We start from the raw sequence: 17383 nt of genomic DNA, 5'->3' as shown, positions 1-17383 counted from the left end.
GTAAAAGCAGGTCGGGCCCTTCGGCTCGCGGTACGAGCGCTCGGCGCTCCACCCGGGCATCCAATCTCATTCCGTCTTACGTCGCCACCGTCCCCGCGGGCGCAGCTTCGATGCGGAACGCCGCGGCGAACAGCGCGCGGGTGTAGTCGCTCTTGGGATTCCTGAACAGCTCGGCCGCCGGGCCCTCCTCCACCACCTTGCCGTGGCGCATCACGATCAGATGACTCGCCAGCGAGGCCACCACGCGCAGGTCGTGCGAGATGAACATGTAGGTGAGGTCGCGCTTGCGCTGCAGTTCACGCAGCAGGTCGACCATCTGGGCCTGGAACAGCATGTCGAGCGCGCTGGTCGGCTCGTCCAGCACGACGAAGTTCGGCTCCAGCACCGCGGCGCGCGCGATCGAGATGCGCTGGCGCTGGCCGCCGGAGAATTCGTGGGGATAGCGGATGCGCAATTCCGGATCGAGGCCGACATCCGTCATCGCCTTGACGACGCGGGCGTCGCGCTCTTCGTCCGAGAGGTGCGGCTGGTGCACGGTGAGGCCCTCGGCGATGATGTCGCCGATCGACATGCGCGGGCTGAGCGAGCCGAACGGGTCCTGGAACACGATCTGCATGTCGCTGCGCAGCGGCAGCATCTCCTTGAAGCGCAGGCCCTGGATGTCCTTGCCGAGGAACACGATCGGTCCGTCCGAGGAGATCAGCCGCATCAACGCCAGCCCCAGCGTGGTCTTGCCCGAGCCGGACTCGCCGACCACGCCCAGCGTCTCGCCCTTGCGCACCGCAATGCTGACGCCGTCGACCGCCTTGATATGGCCGACGGTGGAACGCAGGAAGCCGCGCTTGATCGGAAACCAGACCTTCAGATCGTCCGCCTGCATCACCACGGGCGCGGTCGGGCGCGGCGGCGCCGGATCGGGCTTCGGTTCCGCCGCGAGCAGATCGCGGGTGTAGGGATGTTTCGGCGCGGTGAAGACCTGCTCGACCGGTCCCTGCTCGACGATCTTGCCCTTGTTCATGACGCAGACGATGTCGGCGATGCGGCGGACGATGCCGAGATCGTGGGTGATGAACAACAGGCTCATGCCGAGCCGCTGCCTGATATCGGCGAGCAGCGCCAGGATCTGCGCCTGCACGGTGACGTCGAGCGCGGTGGTCGGCTCGTCCGCGATCAACAGATCCGGCTCGTTGGCCAGCGCCATCGCGATCATGACGCGCTGGCGCTGCCCGCCGGACAGCTGGTGCGGATAGGAGCCGAGCCGCGTCTCGGGATCGGGAATGCCGACCTGCGTCAACAGCTCCAGCGTGCGGGCCCGCGCCATCGATCCACCGATGCCCTGATGCAGCGACAATATCTCGCCGATCTGCGCCTCGATGGTGTGCAGCGGATTGAGCGAGGTCATCGGCTCCTGGAAGATGATCGAGATGTCGTTGCCGCGCACCTCGCGCATCTCGCGATCGCCGGCGCGCAGGAGCTCGCGACCCTTGAAATGGATGGTGCCGGAGGGATGCGAGGCCGCAGGGTACGGCAGCAGCTTCAGGATCGAGAGCGCGCTGACCGACTTGCCCGAACCGGACTCGCCGACCAGCGCCGTGCATTGCCCGCGGCCGATCGAGAACGAGACCCGATCGACGGCGAGCGTCTCGCCGAACGCGACCGAGAGGTCGCGGACATCGAGCAGGGGCTGGTTGCTGGCGTCCATTACGACAGCTCCTGGACGATGCGAGATACACCGATGGGAGCCGGCGGGAGTACACGAATCCCTTCAGGCAGCTTGAGCCGAGAGTCTGCAGAAAGGACGGTACGGCAACCGGCTCGAATGGCAGTCACGGCGTGAATGGCATCCGGAAGTTTGGGCATCTGCGCAATTCTTCGATAATCGGCGGTCTCAATGAGAACCTCTCGACTGACTGGGTGAAGATCGAAAGTGCTGCTCCCGATGACCAAGTCGAGATACATCCTTCGGTGCTCTGTCGTCGCCTTGGGCAAGATTTCGGCAAGCGTTAGTTCGCTCGTCACACCGGCACCGCGCTTTCTGCGGAACAGTTCGAAGAGATGCCTAAGCGGTTCGGCGACCTCCGGACTTCCTTCAATCGCATAGATGAACACATTTGCATCGAGATAGACGCGAGATTCAGTCATCCCACTCGTCTCGCTGACGGCGCAAGTCCGCGTCAATCTCGTCCGCCGAACGGAACGGCGGCTTCCGAGCAGCGAATATCTCGTCGAGACTCATCACCTTTTCGGGTGGCCGCTCTTCCTCGACGATCGTCACCGTAACGGTCGACGCCGGATCCACGCCGGCGCGCAAATCCTCCGGAAGCTTCGACGCCGGATAGTGCTCCTTGACGATTCTGTTCATGGCTCGCCTCTGGTGACCATACTACCACAAGCCTATCGGAACGTCTTGCGCGGGTCGAAGGCGTCGCGCACGGCTTCGCCAATGAAGATCAAGAGCGACAGCATGATCGCCACCGCAAAGAAGCCGGTGAAGCCGAGCCAGGGCGCCTGCACATTGGCCTTGCCCTGCGCCAGCAATTCACCGAGCGAGGGCGAGCCCGGCGGCAGGCCGAAGCCGAGGAAGTCCAGCGCCGTCAAGGTCATCACCGAGGAGGAGACGATGAAGGGCAGGAACGTCATGGTCGCCACCATCGCGTTCGGCAGCAGGTGACGGAACATGATGACGCGGTTGGAGACGCCGAGCGCGCGGGCGGCCTGGATGTACTCGAAATTGCGCCCGCGCAGGAATTCCGCGCGCACCAGGCCCACCAGCGAAACCCAGGAGAACAGCAAGAGGATGCCGAGCAGCACGAAGAAGCTGGGCACCAGCACCGAGGAGAGGATCAGCAGCAGATACAGGTAAGGGATCGAGGTCCATATCTCGATGAAGCGCTGGAACAACAGATCGATCCAGCCGCCGAAATAGCCTTGCACGCCGCCGGCAACGATGCCGATGATCGAGGACAGGATGGTGAGGGTGAGGCCGAACAGCACCGAGATGCGGAAGCCGTAGATCAGCCGCGCCACCACGTCGCGGCCCTGGTCGTCGGTGCCGAGCCAGTTGTATTCGAGGTCGCTGCAGCTCTTCAGGCCCTTCTTCTCCACCACGGCCTTGCACTGCTCTTCCGTCAGCATCCAGGTCGGCTTCGAAGGCGCCGGCGTCGGCAGGTCTAGATTGTGGGTGCCGTAGGAATAGCGGATCGGCGGCCAGACGATCAAGCCGCCCTTCTCCGCGATCAGTTTCTGCAAGTAGGGATCGCGGTAGTCGGCCGCGGTCTCGAAATCGCCGCCGAACGTCGTCTCCGAATAGCTGACGAAGGCCGGCCAGTAGAGCTTGCCGTCATACCTGATCATGAAGGGGCGGTCGTTGGCGATCAACTCGGCGAACAGCGAAATCAAGAACAGCGCGAGGAAGAGCCACAGCGACCAGTAACCCCGGCGGTTGGCCTTGAAATTCTGCCAGCGGCGGCGGTTGAGCGTCGACAGCGCAAAAGCATGCCGCGTGACCGGCACGGCGGCGCCGAGCGGCGACTGCGCCGAGGTCTCGACCGGCTGCGGCGCAAGCATCGTCATCAGACCTCCCGCGCCTCGAAATCGATCCGGGGATCGATCCACATGTAAGTGAGGTCGGAGATCAGGCCGATCACGAGACCGACCAGCGAGAAGATGAAGAGATTGCCGAACACGACCGGATAATCGCGGTTGAGCACGCTTTCGAAGCTGAGCAATCCGAGCCCGTCCAGCGAGAAGATGGTCTCGATCAGGAGCGCGCCGGAGAAGAAGGCGTGGATGAACGCGCCGGGAAAGCCCGCGATCACGATCAGCATGGCGTTGCGGAAGATGTGGCCGTAGAGCACCTGGCGCTCGGTGCAGCCCTTGGCGCGCGCGGTCATGACGTATTGCTTCCTGATCTCGTCGAGGAACGAGTTCTTGGTCAGCAGCGTCATGGTGGCGAAGGCGCCGAGGCCCATCGCGATCAGCGGCAGCGTGAGGTGCCAGAAATAATCGATGATCTTCCAGTACCAGGGGAAGTTCGACCAGCCGTCCGAGGTGAGGCCGCGCAGCGGGAACCAGTTGAAGAACGAGCCGCCGGCAAAGAGGATGATGAGCAGGATCGCGAACAGGAAGCCGGGGATGGCAAAGCCGACGATGATCGCCGCCGAGGTCCAGGTGTCGAAGCGCGAGCCGTCGGCGACTGCCTTGCGCACGCCGAGCGGGATCGAGATCATGTAGGTGAGCAGCGTCAGCCACAGGCCGAGCGAGATCGAGACCGGCAGCTTCTCCTTGATCAGCTGGATCACGCTGACGTCGCGGAAATAGCTCTTGCCGAAATCGAAGCGGGCGTAATTCCACACCATCAGCGCAAAGCGCTCCGGCGCCGGCTTGTCGAAGCCGAACTGCTTTTCCAGGTTCTTGATGAATTCGGGATCGAGGCCCTGCGCACCGCGATATTTGGAATTGACCGCATCGGCGCCGGCGCCGGCCTGCGGCGTGCGGCCGGCAAAGTCGCCTTGGGAAGAACCTGATATGCGCGAGGAGCCGCCGGTGTCGGCGCCGGAGAGCTGCGCGATCACCCGCTCGACCGGGCCGCCCGGCGCGAACTGCACCACGACGAAGGCGACGAAGAGGATGCCGAGCAGGGTCGGAAACATCAGCAGGACGCGGCGGGCGATATAGGCTGCCATTATTGCTTCGCCTGCTCGAGTTTGCCGGCCTTGGCGGCGTCATGCCACCACAGGATCCGCTCGCCGACGCCGGTGTAGCGCGGCAGCTTCGGCGGATGACCAAAGACGTCCCAATAGGCCAGCCGATGGCTGGTGTTGTACCATTGCGGCACCCAGTAGCGGCCGGCACGGAACACGCGGTCGAGCGCGCGGCAGGCGAAGGTCAGGTCACTGCGCGTTTCGGCGGCCATGGCCTTCTCCACCAGCGCGTCGATCGCCGGGTTGGCAACCCCGGCAAAGTTATAAGATCCCCTGGTCTTGGCGGCGTGCGATGTGAAATAGGCACGCAGGCCGTCACCCGGCGTCGGCGACATGGTCAGCCGCTGTATGGCGATATCAAAATCGAACGCCTCGACCCGTGCCCGGAGTTGCACGGCATCGACGACTCGCAGGCTCGCCTCGATCCCGAGCGTTCCGAGATTCTTGATGAACGAGCCGTGATGCGGCTGGAACGACGGCTCATCGATGATGAACTCGATCGCGAACACCTCGCCGTTCGGAAGAACGCGCTTGTTGTCCTTCACCGGCAAACCCGCTGCCGTCAGCAACTGCTGTGACTTGCGCAGCAGCGTGCGGTCCTGGCCGGAACCGTCGGAAACCGGCGGCACGTAAGGCTCGCCGAACACCTCGTCCGGCACCTGACCGCGGAAGGGCTCCAGCAGCTTCAACTCCTCCGGAGAAGGCTTGCCTTCCGCCACCAGGTCCGAATTCTGGAACGGCGAGCGGGTGCGCGCATAGGCGCTGTACATGATGGTCTTGTTGGTCCACTCGAAATCGAAGGCGTTGATCATCGCCTCGCGCACCCGCGGATCCCCGAACTTTTCGCGGCGGGTATTGATGAACCAGCCCTGGCCGCCGGACGGCGTCTCGTCGGGCACCCGCTCCTGCTTGACCCGGCCGTCCTTCAGCGCGGGGAAGTCGTAACGCGTGGCCCAGATGCGGGCGGTAAACTCCTCGCGGTACAAATAGCTCCGGGCAGCAAATCCTTCGAAGGCGACGTCGCGGTCGCGATAGAATTCGTAGCGGATGGTATCGTAGTTGTAATGGCCGCGGCAGACCGGCAGGTCGGCGCCCCACCAGTCCTTCACCCGCTCGAACTCGATGAAGCGGTTGACCTCGAACCTGCCGACCTTGTAGGGGCCGGAGCCAAGGGGCGTGTCGAGCGTGGATTCGTCGAACGCGCGGGCCTCGTAGTATTTCTTCGAGAAGATCGGCAGGCCCGCGACATACAGCGGCACGTCGCGCGCGCGCTTCTCGGCAAAGCTGACGGCGACGGTCGCATCGTCCAGCGCCTCGGCGCCCTTGACGTCGCGCATCTGCACCTGAATGAGCGGGTGGCCCTTCGCCTTGAGGGTGTTGATGGACCAGGCGACGTCGTGCGCCGTGATCCTCGAGCCGTCGTGGAATCTTGCTTCCGGGCGCAGCGTGAAGCGGTAGGTCAGCTTGTCCGGCGAAATCCGCACCGACCTCGCGGCAAGGCCGTACATCGCGTCCGGCTCGTCGCCGGCCCGCGCCATCAACACGGTGAAGGTGAGGTCCATGCCCTGCGCGCCCTCGCCCTTCAGGATGAACGAGTTGAGCGAGTTGAAGGTCTGGAACGACTGGTTGTAGGCACGGGACGACGGAATGCCGGAGAACATCCCGCCCTTCGGCGCGGCGGGATTGACGTAGTCGAAATTCCTGAAGTCGGCGGGATATTTCAGATCGCCGAACGCCGAGATGCCGTGCACCTCGGCGCCGGCGGCTTCATCGGCCGCAACGGCCGGCGCCAGCCGCAGCGCGGCCAGCGCCCCGGCACCAGCCCCGAGAAAATGCCGGCGAGAGAAAACCGCCATGCGCAAAACATCCCTCACGAGCGCTTGCCGATCCGGGCAGCCTTCTCGGTATCGTACCACCACAGCGACGGCAGACCCGAACGGGCGTATTTCGGCAGCTGCGCGTGGCTGAAGCGATCCCAGCGGGCATAACGGGCGAACGGATAGGTAAATTGCGGCACCACATAGTGGTTCCACAGCAGCACGCGATCGAGCGCCCGCGTCGCGGCTTCAAGGCTCGGCCGATCGGTGGCGAAGATGATCTTCTCGATCAGCGCGTCGACCGCCGGATTCCTGACGCCGACGGAGTTGCGCGAGCCGGGCGCGTCGGCCGACTGCGAACCCCAGAATTCGCGCTGCTCGTTGCCGGGCGAGAGGGATTGGCCCCACACGTCGGTGATCATGTCGAAGTCGAAGCTGCGGGTACGGTTCTCGTATTGCGCGGCATCGACGACGCGAATCGACGCGGTGACGCCGATACGCTCCAGCGACGGCTTGTAGAACAGCGCGATGCGCTCCGCAGAGGGATCCTGCACCAGGATTTCCACCGTGACCGGCTTGCCCGAGGCGTCCACCAGCTTGCGGTCCTTCACCTCGAAACCGGCTTCCTTCAAGAGCCGTGTCGCCTCCCGCAGATTGCTGCGGACGTTTTCGGGATTGCCGCCGACCGGATTGGTGTATGGCGTGGTGAAGACTTCCGGCGGCACCTTGTCCTTGACCGCTTCGAGAAGCTGCAGCTCCAGACCTTTCGGCAGGCCCGAGCAGGCGAGATCGGTGCCGTCGAAATAGCTGTTGATGCGCTTGTACATGCCATAGAAGAGCTGCTTGTTCATCTCTTCGAAGTCATAGGCGAGATTGAAGGCGCGGCGCAGCCGTGCATCCCTGAACTGCTCGCGCCGCAGGTTGAGTACGAAGCCCTGCATGCGGCCGGAATCGGTGATCGGGAACTCTTCCTTGACCACGCGCTTGTCGACCACCGCAGGGAATTCGTAAGCCGTCGCCCATTGCTTGGCCGAGTTCTCCACGATCCAGTCGGCCTGGTCGGCCTTGAAGGCCTCCAGCGCGACGTTGTTGTCGCGGTAGTATTCGAAGCGCATCTCGTCGAAATTGTTCTGGCCGATGCGAACGGGCAGATTGGCGCCCCAGTAGTCCTTCACGCGCTCGAGGACGACCGAACGGCCCGCGACGAAATCCTTGATGCGGTAGGGACCGGAGCCGAGCGGCTTCTCCAGCGTGGTCAGGGAGATGTCGCGCCTGCGGCCCTGCTCGTCGGTGCCCTCCCACCAATGCTTCGGCAGCACCGGGACTTCGCCGACGATGGTCGGCAATTCGCGGTTTCCCGGTCCGTCGAACGTGAACCTGATGTCGCGCTCGCCGCTCTTCTCGGCCTTGACCACGTGGCGGTAATACGCGCCGTAGAACGGGCTGAGCTTCTTCAGCGTTTCCAGCGAGAAAATCACGTCCTCCGGGGTTACCGGCTTGCCGTCATGCCAGCGCGCTTCCTTGCGCAGGCGGTAGACCACCCAGGAGAAGTCGTCCGGATGGGCTGCGGCTTCCGCCAGCAGGCCGTACTCGGTGACGATCTCGTCCTGCGACTTGAACATCAAGGTTTCGTAGATCTGGGTCGCCGCGGCTGCGATGTTGCCCTTGATGCCGGCGACGGCGATGTTGAAATTGTCGAAGGTGCCGAGCGAGATCAGCCGCGCGGTGCCGCCCTTCGGCGCGGTCGGATTGACGTAGTCGAAGCGCTTGAAGTCGGCGGGATACTTGATGTCGCCGAACAGCGACAGCGCGTGGCGAAAGGCCGGCTCGGCGGCTGTTTGCGCATGGGCGGTGTCGATGAGGGGAAGGCGCGTCAGCGCCGGGGCCGCGGCGGCGATGGCGCCGCCTTGCAGAAGGTGTCGTCGGGTAATTGCCAAAACGAGAATTCCTGTTGTGAGCGATGGACGAGCAGTCGGTCGACGTCCCCAAGTCCTCAAGCAAGTCCTCAAGCCCCGATCAATCGAGGACCCATTATACGGCAAGCTTTCGGCCGATTATGTTGCTTTTTCCTCATCTTGCCAGCCCGAAGCCCGGGCCGCTGCGGCGAAAGGCCCCGGTAAAATGCGCGCGATCCCCTGAAACCAAAACGGCCAGGCATTGCCTGGCCGTTCGAAAGCTCATGTTTGACGCCGGCAACCCTACTTCGAGGCCGTGGGCAGCGGCACCGGCTTGTCCGACAGCGTGCGCAGGTAGGCGATCACGTCGGCGCGCTCGCTGTCCTTCTGGACGCCGGCAAAGCCCATCGCGGTGCCCGGGACGAAGCCTTTCGGGTTGGCGATGAACTTGCTGAGATCGTCGTAGGTCCACTCGCCGCCCTTGGCCTTCAGGGCCGCGGAGAAGTTGAAGCCGCCCCGGCCCTCGGCCTTCTTCTCGCCGACGATGTTGTAGAGGTTGGGGCCGACGCGGTTCGGGCCGCCCTTCTCGAAGGTGTGGCAGGCGGCGCACTTCTTGGCGGCGGCGGTGCCCTTCTCGACGGAGGCGGTCTGCAGCAGCTTTTCGATCGGCTCGGACGGGGCGGCCGCAGGGGCGGCGCCACCCTTGGATTCTTCCTTCACCGCGATCTCGAAGCCTGGCTTCTCCGGCATCTTGGGCGTGAACACGGCTTGGGCGGCAAAGCTCGTCACCAGCACCAGGAGGCAGGTTGCAAGGACGGCGCCGAGAATTTTGTTGAGTTCGAAGGAGTCCATAGTGGGATCAGGCTCCGGGCCGGAAGGTCGGTCAGGGCCGGCAGAAGCGGCCCGCGGGAAATGAAATAGCCTGAAGGAATCAGGCTTTCGCGCCGCACCCCTCAGCAGGGTTCAGATATCGGTTTGCCCCGCCTCTGGCAACCCGGTAAAACGCGCCAGCTTTCGCCCGATCCCCATCATTTCCGGCCGGTTTTTCCGCCCGCCGGCAGCCCGTTCCCAATGCCCGAAAACCGCGTTCTGGTGCTGATTCCGGCCCGTATGGCGGCCACCCGCCTGCCCGGCAAGCCGCTGCTCGACATCGGCGGCGTGCCGATGATCGTCCACGTGCTGCGCCGGGCGGAAGCCGCTGGGATCGGCCGGGTGGCGGTGGCGACCGATACGCCTGACATCGCCGCCGCCGTGCGGGCGAGCGGGGGCGAAGCGGTCATGACCCGCGCGGACCATCCGTCCGGCTCCGACCGCATCCACGAGGCGATGCGGCTGCTCGACCCTGAAGGCACGGCGGAGATCGTGGTCAATTTGCAGGGCGACTTCCCCACCATCTCGCCGGACAACATTCGCGACGTGCTGCCGCCGCTCGACGACCCCGCCGTCGATATCGCAACGCTGGCCGCCGAGATCCACACCGAGGAGGAGGCGCTCAATCCGAACGTGGTGAAGGCGGTCGGCTCGCCGATCGGCGGCCGCCGGCTGCGCGCGCTCTATTTCACCCGCGCCACCGCGCCTACCGGCGAGGGGCCGCGCTACCACCATATCGGGCTCTACGCCTATCGCCGCGCCGCGCTGGAGCGGTTCGTTTCCCTGCCGCCCTCGCCGCTGGAGAAGCAGGAGAAGCTCGAGCAGCTCCGCGCGCTGGAGGCGGGGATGCGGATCGACGTCACCATCGTGGACACGGTTCCGCGCGGGGTGGATACGCCGGCCGACCTCGAAACCGCCCGCCGGATGCTAAGTCCTCGTTCGAATTGAACGAGGGCTTAGCCCTTGATTTGGACGCGTTTTCTTCACGCGAACCGGTGCCCACTTCGCTCGAAAACGCTATTTCAAAAGCGTAGACCGCTGCTACAAGGCACCATGACCAAACAGCTGATAATCGCATTCCAGGGCGAGCCGGGCGCCAACTCCCACATCGCCATCGCCGAGGCCTATCCGGGCGCAAAACCCCTGCCCTGCGCCACCTTCGAGGACGCGCTGGGCGCCATCTCCGGCGGCGAGGCCGACCTCGGCATGATCCCGATCGAGAATTCGGTGGCGGGGCGCGTTGCCGACATCCATCACCTGCTGCCGGCCTCCGGCCTCTACATCGTCGGCGAATTCTTCCTGCCGATCCGCCATCAGCTGATGGCGCCGAAGGGCACGAAGCTTTCCGACATCAAGACCGTGGAGAGCCATGTCCATGCGCTCGGCCAGTGCCGGCGCATCATCCGCAAGCTCGGCATCAAGCCGATCGTCGCCGCCGACACCGCCGGCAGCGCCCGCGACGTCGCCGAGCGCAAGGACAGAAGCGTCGCCGCGATCGCCTCGCGCCTGGCCGCAGAGATCTACGGCCTCGACATCCTCGCCGAGGACGTCGAGGACGAGGCGCACAACACCACGCGCTTCGTGGTGCTGGCGCGCGAGCCGAACTGGGCCAAACAAGGCTCCGGCCCGCTGGTCACGAGCTTCGTGTTCCGCGTGCGCAATTTGCCGGCCGCGCTCTACAAGGCGCTGGGCGGATTTGCCACCAACGGCGTCAACATGACGAAACTCGAAAGCTACATGGTCGACGGCAATTTCTTCGCCACGCAGTTCTATGCCGACGTCGACGGCCATCCCGATGACCGCGGGCTTGCGTTTGCGCTGGAGGAGCTGAAATTCTTCTCGCGCGAGCTGCGCATCGTCGGCGTGTACCCGGCCCACCCCTTCCGCGCGACGTTCAGCGAGAAGGAGGAGTAGCTGTCGTCCCTGCGAACGCAGGGACCCATAACCACAGGGCGCAGTTGTTGAGTTCGCTGTAGCTCGAGCACGGAACCCAACGCAGAACGGTGGTTATGGGTCCCGGCTCGCGCTTCGCTTGGCCGGGACGACAAGCTTTACGCCGCCGCCTTCTTCGCCAGCCCGAACGCATCCGCCAGCAGGCTGTACGACTTCTTCCGCGCCTCGTGATCGTACACCGCGGTGATCACCATCAGCTCATCGGCTTCGCTCGCCGAAATCATCGGCTGCAACTTCTTCATCACCGTCGCCGGGCTGCCGACGAACAGGCGCGAGCGGTTGCGGGCGATCGAGGCGCGCTCGGCGTCGCTGTAGGGATAGGCCTGCGCCTCCTCGACGCTCGGCAGCGGCAGATACTGGCCGCGGTCGCGGCGCAGGCGGTTGAGATCCATCGAGGTCGCGAGCCGATCGGCTTCCGGATCGGTTTCCGCGACAACGGCTGCAACCGCCAGAATGCCGTGCGGCGTCTGCCGCCAGCCCGACGGCTTGAAGCGGCGGCGGTAATGGGTCATCGCCTCGATCGCGTCATAGGTCGCAAAATGATGCGCGAACGCAAAGCCCATGCCGACCTGGGCGGCGAGCTCGGAGCTGTAATCGGACGAGCCGAGCAGCCAGATCGGCGGCAAGGCCGTGTCGTCGGGCATCGCCACCACGTTGTTGAAGGGATGGCCGGGCGGGAAATCGCGCGTCTCCCACAAGGTCAGCTCGTGCAGCCGCTCGAGGAAATCGTCACCTTCGCGGCGGTCGAGCCGGCTGCGCAGCGCGTAAGCGGTGGCGCCGTCGGTGCCGGGCGCGCGGCCTAAGCCCAGATCGATGCGGCCGGGGAACAGCGCCTCCAGCATCTTGAAGCGCTCGGCCACGACGAGCGGCGCATGGTTGGGCAGCATCACGCCGCCGGAGCCGACGCGGATATCCTGCGTCACCGCCGCGATCTGCCCGATCATCAGGTCCGGCGCGGGACTCGCGACGGAGGCGAGATTGTGATGCTCGGCGAGCCAATAGCGGACGTAGCCGAGCCCGTCGACATGGCGCGCCAAGTCGATGCTGTTGCGCAAGGCCGCAGCAGGTTTGGTACCTGTGGTGACGACGGAAAGGTCGAGGACGGAGAGCGGAATCATGGCGGTTAAGCTAGTGCGCGCCGCCTGAGCGACAAAGGCCCTGACGGTGCAGATCAGGGCCGCGCGGAAAGGCAGAGGGTCGCCGGGGCGACCTCACTTCGGATGGGACAACTCATGCTGCATTTACAAAATAGACCATCTGCCCAACTTTCTGCGATGCTCCAATTACGATTTAAGTTATTGAAATATTTGCATTTTAGTTAATATTGGCCCAGATTAACCTCCGCCCAACGGAAGAAAAATCAGGCTACAAATCTCATACTATTGCCAAGATTGGGCAACTTCCCAAGCCAGATGGGCTATTTGACTGGCGGCGTTTGGCCTATTTTAGCTTCCACGCGATAGGCCTGTTGTCCGCATTTTCCGGAGTTTTTGCGAGCGTCATGACCGAGTTTGCCATTCCCGCGCCCGATGGGCAGCGCGTGCTCAAATCTCCCAAAATCTCCTTCGAGTTCTTCCCGCCCAAGACGGAGGAGATGGAGCGCAGCCTCTGGGAGACCATCAATCGGCTCGCGCCGCTCGCGCCCAATTTCGTCTCGGTGACCTATGGCGCAGGGGGATCGACCCGCGAGCGCACCCATTCGACCATCGCCCGCATCCTCGCCGAAACGTCGCTCGTCCCGGCTGCCCACCTGACCTGCGTCGGCGCGTCGCGCGGCGAGATCGACGAGATCGTCGACCGCTATCACGATATCGGCGTGCGCCACATCGTGGCCTTGCGCGGCGATCCCATGACCGGTCTCGGCACGACCTTTGTCGGCCATCCCGACGGCTACAAGAGCTCGGCCGAGCTCGTCGCAGGGATCAAGAAGCGCCATGGCGACATCGAGGTGTCGGTGTCGGCCTATCCCGAGAAGCATCCCGACGCGCAAAGCCTCGACGCCGACATCGACACGCTGAAGGCCAAGGTCGATGCGGGCGCGGCGCGCGCCATCACCCAGGTGTTCTTCGACAACGACCTGTACCTGCGCTACCTCGAGCGCGTCCGCGGGCGCGGCATCGACATCCCGATCGTTCCCGGCATCATGCCGATGCACAATTTCAGGCAGGCGCGCAATTTCGTCACCCGCGCCGGCACCACCGTGCCGAACTGGCTTTCGGAGAAGTTCGAAGGGCTGGACGACGATGCCGAGACCCGCAAGCTGGTCGCGGCGACCGTTGCGGCGGGGCAGGTGCAGAAACTTGCGAAACACGGCGTCGACACCTTCCACTTCTACACCATGAACCGCGCCGACCTCGTGTTCGCGATCGCGCACCTGCTCGGCATCCGCCCAAAGGGCGCGGCGAAGGCGGCCTGATCGATGAAAGTACCGGTTTCCCCGAAGCGTACCGCCCTGCTCGCCGCCGCACGCGAGCGCATCCTCGTGCTCGACGGCGCCATGGGCACCATGATCCAGGGCCTGCAGTTCGACGAGGCCGCCTTCCGCGGCGCGCGCTTTGCGGATTTCCATCGCGACGTCAGGGGCAACAACGATCTGTTGATCCTCACCCAGCCGGAGGCGATCGAGGACATCCACGCCGATTACCTGCGCGCCGGCGCGGACATCGTTGCGACCAACACCTTCTCCTCGACGTCGATCGCGCAAGCCGACTACGACATGTCGGAGCTGGCCTATGAGCTGAACCGCGATGGCGCATGGCTCGCGCGCGCCGCGGCCGAGCGCGTCTCGGCCGAAGACGGCAAGCCGCGCTTCGTTGCAGGGGCCATCGGCCCGACCAACCGCACCGCCTCGATCTCGCCCGACGTCGCCAATCCCGGCTACCGCGCCGTTACCTTCGACGATCTGCGCCAGGCCTATGGCGAGCAGATCAAGGGACTGCTGGACGGCGGGGTCGATCTGCTGCTGGTCGAAACCATCTTCGACACGCTGAACGCCAAGGCGGCGCTGTATGCGATCTCGGAGATCGCCGAAGAGCGCGGCATCGACGTGCCGGTGATGGTGTCCGGCACCATCACCGACAAGTCCGGCCGCCTGCTGTCGGGGCAGATGCCGGAGGCGTTCTGGAACTCGGTGCGGCACGCAAGGCCCGTCACCATCGGCTTCAACTGTGCGCTCGGCGCCGAAGACCTGCGCGCGCACATTGCCGATATCGGCCGCGTCGCCGATACGCTGGTTTGCGCCTATCCGAACGCCGGCCTGCCCAACGAATTCGGGCAGTACGACGAGACCCCTGAATACATGTCGCGCCTGATCGGCGAATTCGCCCGCGACGGCCTCGTCAACATCGTCGGCGGCTGCTGCGGCACCACGCCGGAGCATATCGCGGCGATCGCCGCCGCCGTCGCCCCGCACAAGCCGCGCGTGGTGCCTGTCATCGAGCCGCGGCTGCGGCTCTCCGGCCTCGAGCCGTTCGCGCTGACGCCGGCCATTCCCTTCGTCAATATTGGCGAGCGCACCAACGTCACGGGCTCGGCGCGCTTCCGCAAGCTGATCACCGCCGGCGACTACACCGCCGCGCTGCAGGTCGCGCGCGACCAGGTTGAAAACGGTGCCCAGATCATCGACGTCAACATGGACGAAGGCTTGCTCGACTCGGAAGCGGCGATGGTGACGTTCCTCAACCTCGTCGCCGCCGAGCCGGACATCGCCCGCGTGCCCGTCATGGTCGACTCCTCGAAATTCCACGTCATCGAGGCTGGCCTGAAATGCCTGCAGGGCAAGCCGGTGGTGAACTCGATCTCGATGAAGGAAGGCGAGGCGAAATTCATCCACGAGGCGAAGATCGCGCGCCGCCATGGCGCGGCGGTCGTGGTGATGGCATTCGACGAGAAGGGCCAGGCCGACACGTTTGCGCGCAAGACCGAGATCTGCAAGCGCGCCTACGACATCCTGGTCGACCAGGTCGATTTCGCGCCGGAAGACATCATCTTCGATCCCAATATCTTCGCGATCGCCACCGGCCTCGACGAGCACAACAATTACGGCGTCGACTTCATCGAGGCGGCGCGCTGGATCCGCCAGAATTTGCCGGGCGCGCACATCTCCGGCGGCGTCTCGAACCTGTCATTCTCGTTCCGCGGCAACGAGCCGGTGCGCGAGGCCATGCACTCGGTGTTCCTGTATCACGCCATCCACGCCGGCATGGACATGGGCATCGTCAATGCCGGGCAGATGATCGTCTATGACGACATCGACCCCGAGCTGCGGCAAGTTTGCGAGGACGTCATCCTCAACCGCGATCCCGGCGCTTCGGAACGGCTGCTAGCGCTGGCGGAAAAGTTCCGCGGCAAGGAGAAGCAAACCAGGGAAGCCGATCTCGCCTGGCGCGAATGGCCGGTCGAGAAGCGGCTGTCCCACGCGCTGGTGCACGGGATCACCGAGTTCATCGAGGAAGACACCGAGGCGGCGCGGCAGACCGTCGATCGCCCGCTCGGCGTGATCGAAGGCCCGCTGATGGCCGGCCTGAACATCGTCGGCGACCTCGTCGGCGACGGCAAAATGTTCCTGCCGCAGGTGGTGAAGTCGGCGCGGGTGATGAAGCAGGCGGTCGCCTATCTCATGCCGTTCATGGAAGAGGAGAAGGCGCGCAATCTCGCCAACGGCGTCACCGCCGGCAGCAACAGCGGCGCCGGCAAGATCGTGCTCGCCACCGTCAAGGGCGATGTCCACGACATCGGCAAGAACATCGTCGGCATCGTGCTCCAGTGCAACAATTTCGAGGTGATCGACCTCGGCGTGATGGTGCCGGCGGCCAAGATCATCGAGACGGCGAAGGCCGAGCAGGCGGACATCATCGGCCTGTCCGGCCTGATCACGCCCTCGCTCGACGAGATGAGCTTTCTCGCCGGCGAGATGGAGCGCAACGGCATGAAGATGCCGCTCCTGATCGGCGGCGCCACCACCAGCCGCGTGCATACCGCCGTGAAGATCGATCCGAACTACAAGGGCGGGCCGGTGGTGCATGTCAACGACGCCAGCCGCGCCGTCGGCGTCGCCTCCTCGCTGCTGTCGCCCGACAGGCGCGAGGCCTTTGCGGCGGACATCCGCACCGAATACGCGAAAATCTCCGCGGCGCATTTCCGGGCGCAGGCCGACAAGAAGCGGCTGACGCTGGCGGCCGCGCGGGCCAACGCCGTGCCGGTGGATTTTGCAAAAGTGCCGCCGAACAAGCCGGCGTTCCTCGGCATCAGGAGCTTTGACGATTACGATCTGGCGGAACTGGCCGACTACATCGACTGGACGCCGTTCTTCCAGACCTGGGAGCTGACCGGGCGCTTCCCGGCCATCCTCGACGACCCGAAGGTCGGCGAGGTCGCGCGCGCGCTCTATGACGACGCGCGCAAGATGCTGGACCTGATCGTCAGGGAAAAATGGTTCAAGGCGCGCGCCACCATCGGCTTCTGGCCGGCCAATGCCGATGGCGACGACATCGCGCTCTATGCCGATGAATCCCGCCAGCAGAAGATCGCGACGCTGCACACGCTGCGCCAGCAGCTCGAGAAGCGCGAGGGCCGCTTCAACGCCGCGCTGTCGGACTTCATCGCGCCGACGACTTCCGGCATGCCGGACTATGTCGGCGGCTTCGTCGTCACCGCCGGGATCGGCGAGGACGCCGTGGCCGACCGCTTCAAGAACGCCAATGACGACTATTCCTCGATCCTGTGCAAGGCGCTGGCCGATCGCCTCGCCGAGGCCTTTGCCGAGCGCATGCACCAGCGCGTGCGCAAGGAGTTCTGGGGCTATGCGCCGGACGAGGCGCTGTCGCCGGAAGCGCTGATCCTCGAGAAATATCAGGGCATCCGTCCGGCCCCCGGCTATCCCGCGCAGCCCGACCACACCGAGAAGAAGACGCTGTTTGCGCTGCTCGATGCGGAGAATAGCGCCGGCGTGAAGCTCACCGAGAGTTATGCGATGTGGCCGGGCAGTAGCGTGTCGGGGCTTTATTTCGCGAACCCTGCGAGCTTCTATTTCGGCGTCGGCAAGATCGAGCGCGACCAGGTCGAGGACTATGCCGCGCGCAAGGGCATGACGGTGGCCGAGGTCGAGCGCTGGCTGGCGCCGATCCTCAACTACATCCCCGCGCAG

At 64.6% G+C, this 17383-nt stretch carries 13 protein-coding genes; 4 read left to right on the top strand and 9 right to left on the bottom strand.

What is annotated here, in order from left to right:
• Positions 1-76: 76 nt before the first annotated feature.
• The 8 genes from ACT4OC_RS23120 to ACT4OC_RS23085 all read right to left on the bottom strand — a co-directional run bounded on the left by ACT4OC_RS23120 (position 77) and on the right by ACT4OC_RS23085 (position 9267).
• On the bottom strand, positions 77-1702 hold the full coding sequence (locus ACT4OC_RS23120; protein ID WP_444841356.1) for an ABC transporter ATP-binding protein: 1626 nt from the start codon (positions 1700-1702) through the stop codon (positions 77-79).
• Complete coding sequence (locus tag ACT4OC_RS23115; RefSeq protein WP_444841355.1) at positions 1702-2142, bottom strand: type II toxin-antitoxin system VapC family toxin; 441 nt, start codon at positions 2140-2142, stop codon at positions 1702-1704. Before ACT4OC_RS23115 ends, ACT4OC_RS23120 begins: the two co-directional genes overlap by 1 nt.
• Positions 2135-2362 (bottom strand): hypothetical protein, encoded by a 228-nt coding sequence (locus ACT4OC_RS23110; RefSeq protein WP_444841354.1) that lies wholly within the window; start codon positions 2360-2362, stop codon positions 2135-2137. The genes ACT4OC_RS23115 and ACT4OC_RS23110 overlap by 8 nt, the downstream gene beginning before the upstream one ends.
• A gap of 32 nt (positions 2363-2394) precedes the next feature.
• Positions 2395-3573, bottom strand: coding sequence for an ABC transporter permease (locus tag ACT4OC_RS23105; protein WP_444841353.1), 1179 nt, complete (start codon positions 3571-3573; stop codon positions 2395-2397).
• Positions 3573-4685, bottom strand: a complete 1113-nt coding sequence (locus tag ACT4OC_RS23100) for a microcin C ABC transporter permease YejB (RefSeq protein ID WP_444841352.1) — start codon at positions 4683-4685, stop codon at positions 3573-3575. Before ACT4OC_RS23100 ends, ACT4OC_RS23105 begins: the two co-directional genes overlap by 1 nt.
• Positions 4685-6559 carry an extracellular solute-binding protein gene (locus tag ACT4OC_RS23095; RefSeq protein WP_444841351.1) on the bottom strand — a complete coding sequence of 625 codons (1875 nt, stop codon included), beginning with the start codon at positions 6557-6559 and terminating at the stop codon, positions 4685-4687. Before ACT4OC_RS23095 ends, ACT4OC_RS23100 begins: the two co-directional genes overlap by 1 nt.
• 14 nt (positions 6560-6573) lie before the next feature.
• The gene (locus ACT4OC_RS23090; RefSeq protein ID WP_444841350.1) at positions 6574-8457 is read right to left on the bottom strand and encodes an extracellular solute-binding protein; all 1884 of its coding nucleotides are present in this window, start codon (positions 8455-8457) and stop codon (positions 6574-6576) included.
• Between the two features lie 261 nt (positions 8458-8718).
• Complete coding sequence (locus ACT4OC_RS23085) at positions 8719-9267, bottom strand: c-type cytochrome (RefSeq protein ID WP_444841349.1); 549 nt, start codon at positions 9265-9267, stop codon at positions 8719-8721.
• 219 nt (positions 9268-9486) lie between these two features.
• Here ACT4OC_RS23085 and ACT4OC_RS23080 point away from each other — a divergent pair, with 219 nt between their 5' ends.
• Both ACT4OC_RS23080 and ACT4OC_RS23075 read left to right on the top strand, forming a co-directional pair.
• Complete coding sequence (locus ACT4OC_RS23080; RefSeq protein WP_444841348.1) at positions 9487-10233, top strand: 3-deoxy-manno-octulosonate cytidylyltransferase; 747 nt, start codon at positions 9487-9489, stop codon at positions 10231-10233.
• A gap of 105 nt (positions 10234-10338) precedes the next feature.
• Positions 10339-11199, top strand: a complete 861-nt coding sequence (locus ACT4OC_RS23075) for a prephenate dehydratase (RefSeq protein WP_444841347.1) — start codon at positions 10339-10341, stop codon at positions 11197-11199.
• 137 nt (positions 11200-11336) lie between these two features.
• Here the strand turns inward: ACT4OC_RS23075 and ACT4OC_RS23070 are convergent, their stop codons facing one another.
• Complete coding sequence (locus ACT4OC_RS23070; protein ID WP_444841346.1) at positions 11337-12356, bottom strand: LLM class flavin-dependent oxidoreductase; 1020 nt, start codon at positions 12354-12356, stop codon at positions 11337-11339.
• 383 nt (positions 12357-12739) lie between these two features.
• On the opposite strand from ACT4OC_RS23070, the gene metF reads away from it, so the two are divergent.
• Positions 12740-13654: a methylenetetrahydrofolate reductase [NAD(P)H] gene (metF, locus tag ACT4OC_RS23065; RefSeq protein WP_444841345.1), complete on the top strand. Its 915-nt coding sequence runs from the start codon at positions 12740-12742 to the stop codon at positions 13652-13654.
• A 3-nt stretch (positions 13655-13657) separates the two neighbouring features.
• Positions 13658-17383, top strand: a 3726-nt coding sequence (gene metH, locus ACT4OC_RS23060) for a methionine synthase (protein WP_444841344.1), incomplete at its 3' end; no start/stop codon positions are given.

The sequence above is a fragment of the Bradyrhizobium sp. genome, assembly GCF_052389815.1.
Classification (GTDB): Bacteria; Pseudomonadota; Alphaproteobacteria; order Rhizobiales; family Xanthobacteraceae; genus Bradyrhizobium.
This window is presented reverse-complemented; position numbering and strand designations above follow the sequence as displayed.

Excerpts from the sequence above, each read along its gene's own strand:
- ACT4OC_RS23120 (WP_444841356.1), bottom strand. The coding sequence starts at position 1,702 with ATGGACGCCAGCAACCAGCCCCTGCTCGATGTCCGCGACCTCTCGGTC.
- ACT4OC_RS23115 (WP_444841355.1), bottom strand. The coding sequence starts at position 2,142 with ATGACTGAATCTCGCGTCTATCTCGATGCAAATGTGTTCATCTATGCG.
- ACT4OC_RS23110 (WP_444841354.1), bottom strand. The coding sequence starts at position 2,362 with ATGAACAGAATCGTCAAGGAGCACTATCCGGCGTCGAAGCTTCCGGAG.
- ACT4OC_RS23105 (WP_444841353.1), bottom strand. The coding sequence starts at position 3,573 with ATGACGATGCTTGCGCCGCAGCCGGTCGAGACCTCGGCGCAGTCGCCG.
- ACT4OC_RS23100 (WP_444841352.1), bottom strand. The coding sequence starts at position 4,685 with ATGGCAGCCTATATCGCCCGCCGCGTCCTGCTGATGTTTCCGACCCTG.
- ACT4OC_RS23095 (WP_444841351.1), bottom strand. The coding sequence starts at position 6,559 with ATGGCGGTTTTCTCTCGCCGGCATTTTCTCGGGGCTGGTGCCGGGGCG.
- ACT4OC_RS23085 (WP_444841349.1), bottom strand. The coding sequence starts at position 9,267 with ATGGACTCCTTCGAACTCAACAAAATTCTCGGCGCCGTCCTTGCAACC.
- ACT4OC_RS23080 (WP_444841348.1), top strand. The coding sequence starts at position 9,487 with ATGCCCGAAAACCGCGTTCTGGTGCTGATTCCGGCCCGTATGGCGGCC.
- ACT4OC_RS23075 (WP_444841347.1), top strand. The coding sequence starts at position 10,339 with ATGACCAAACAGCTGATAATCGCATTCCAGGGCGAGCCGGGCGCCAAC.
- ACT4OC_RS23070 (WP_444841346.1), bottom strand. The coding sequence starts at position 12,356 with ATGATTCCGCTCTCCGTCCTCGACCTTTCCGTCGTCACCACAGGTACC.
- metF (WP_444841345.1), top strand. The coding sequence starts at position 12,740 with ATGACCGAGTTTGCCATTCCCGCGCCCGATGGGCAGCGCGTGCTCAAA.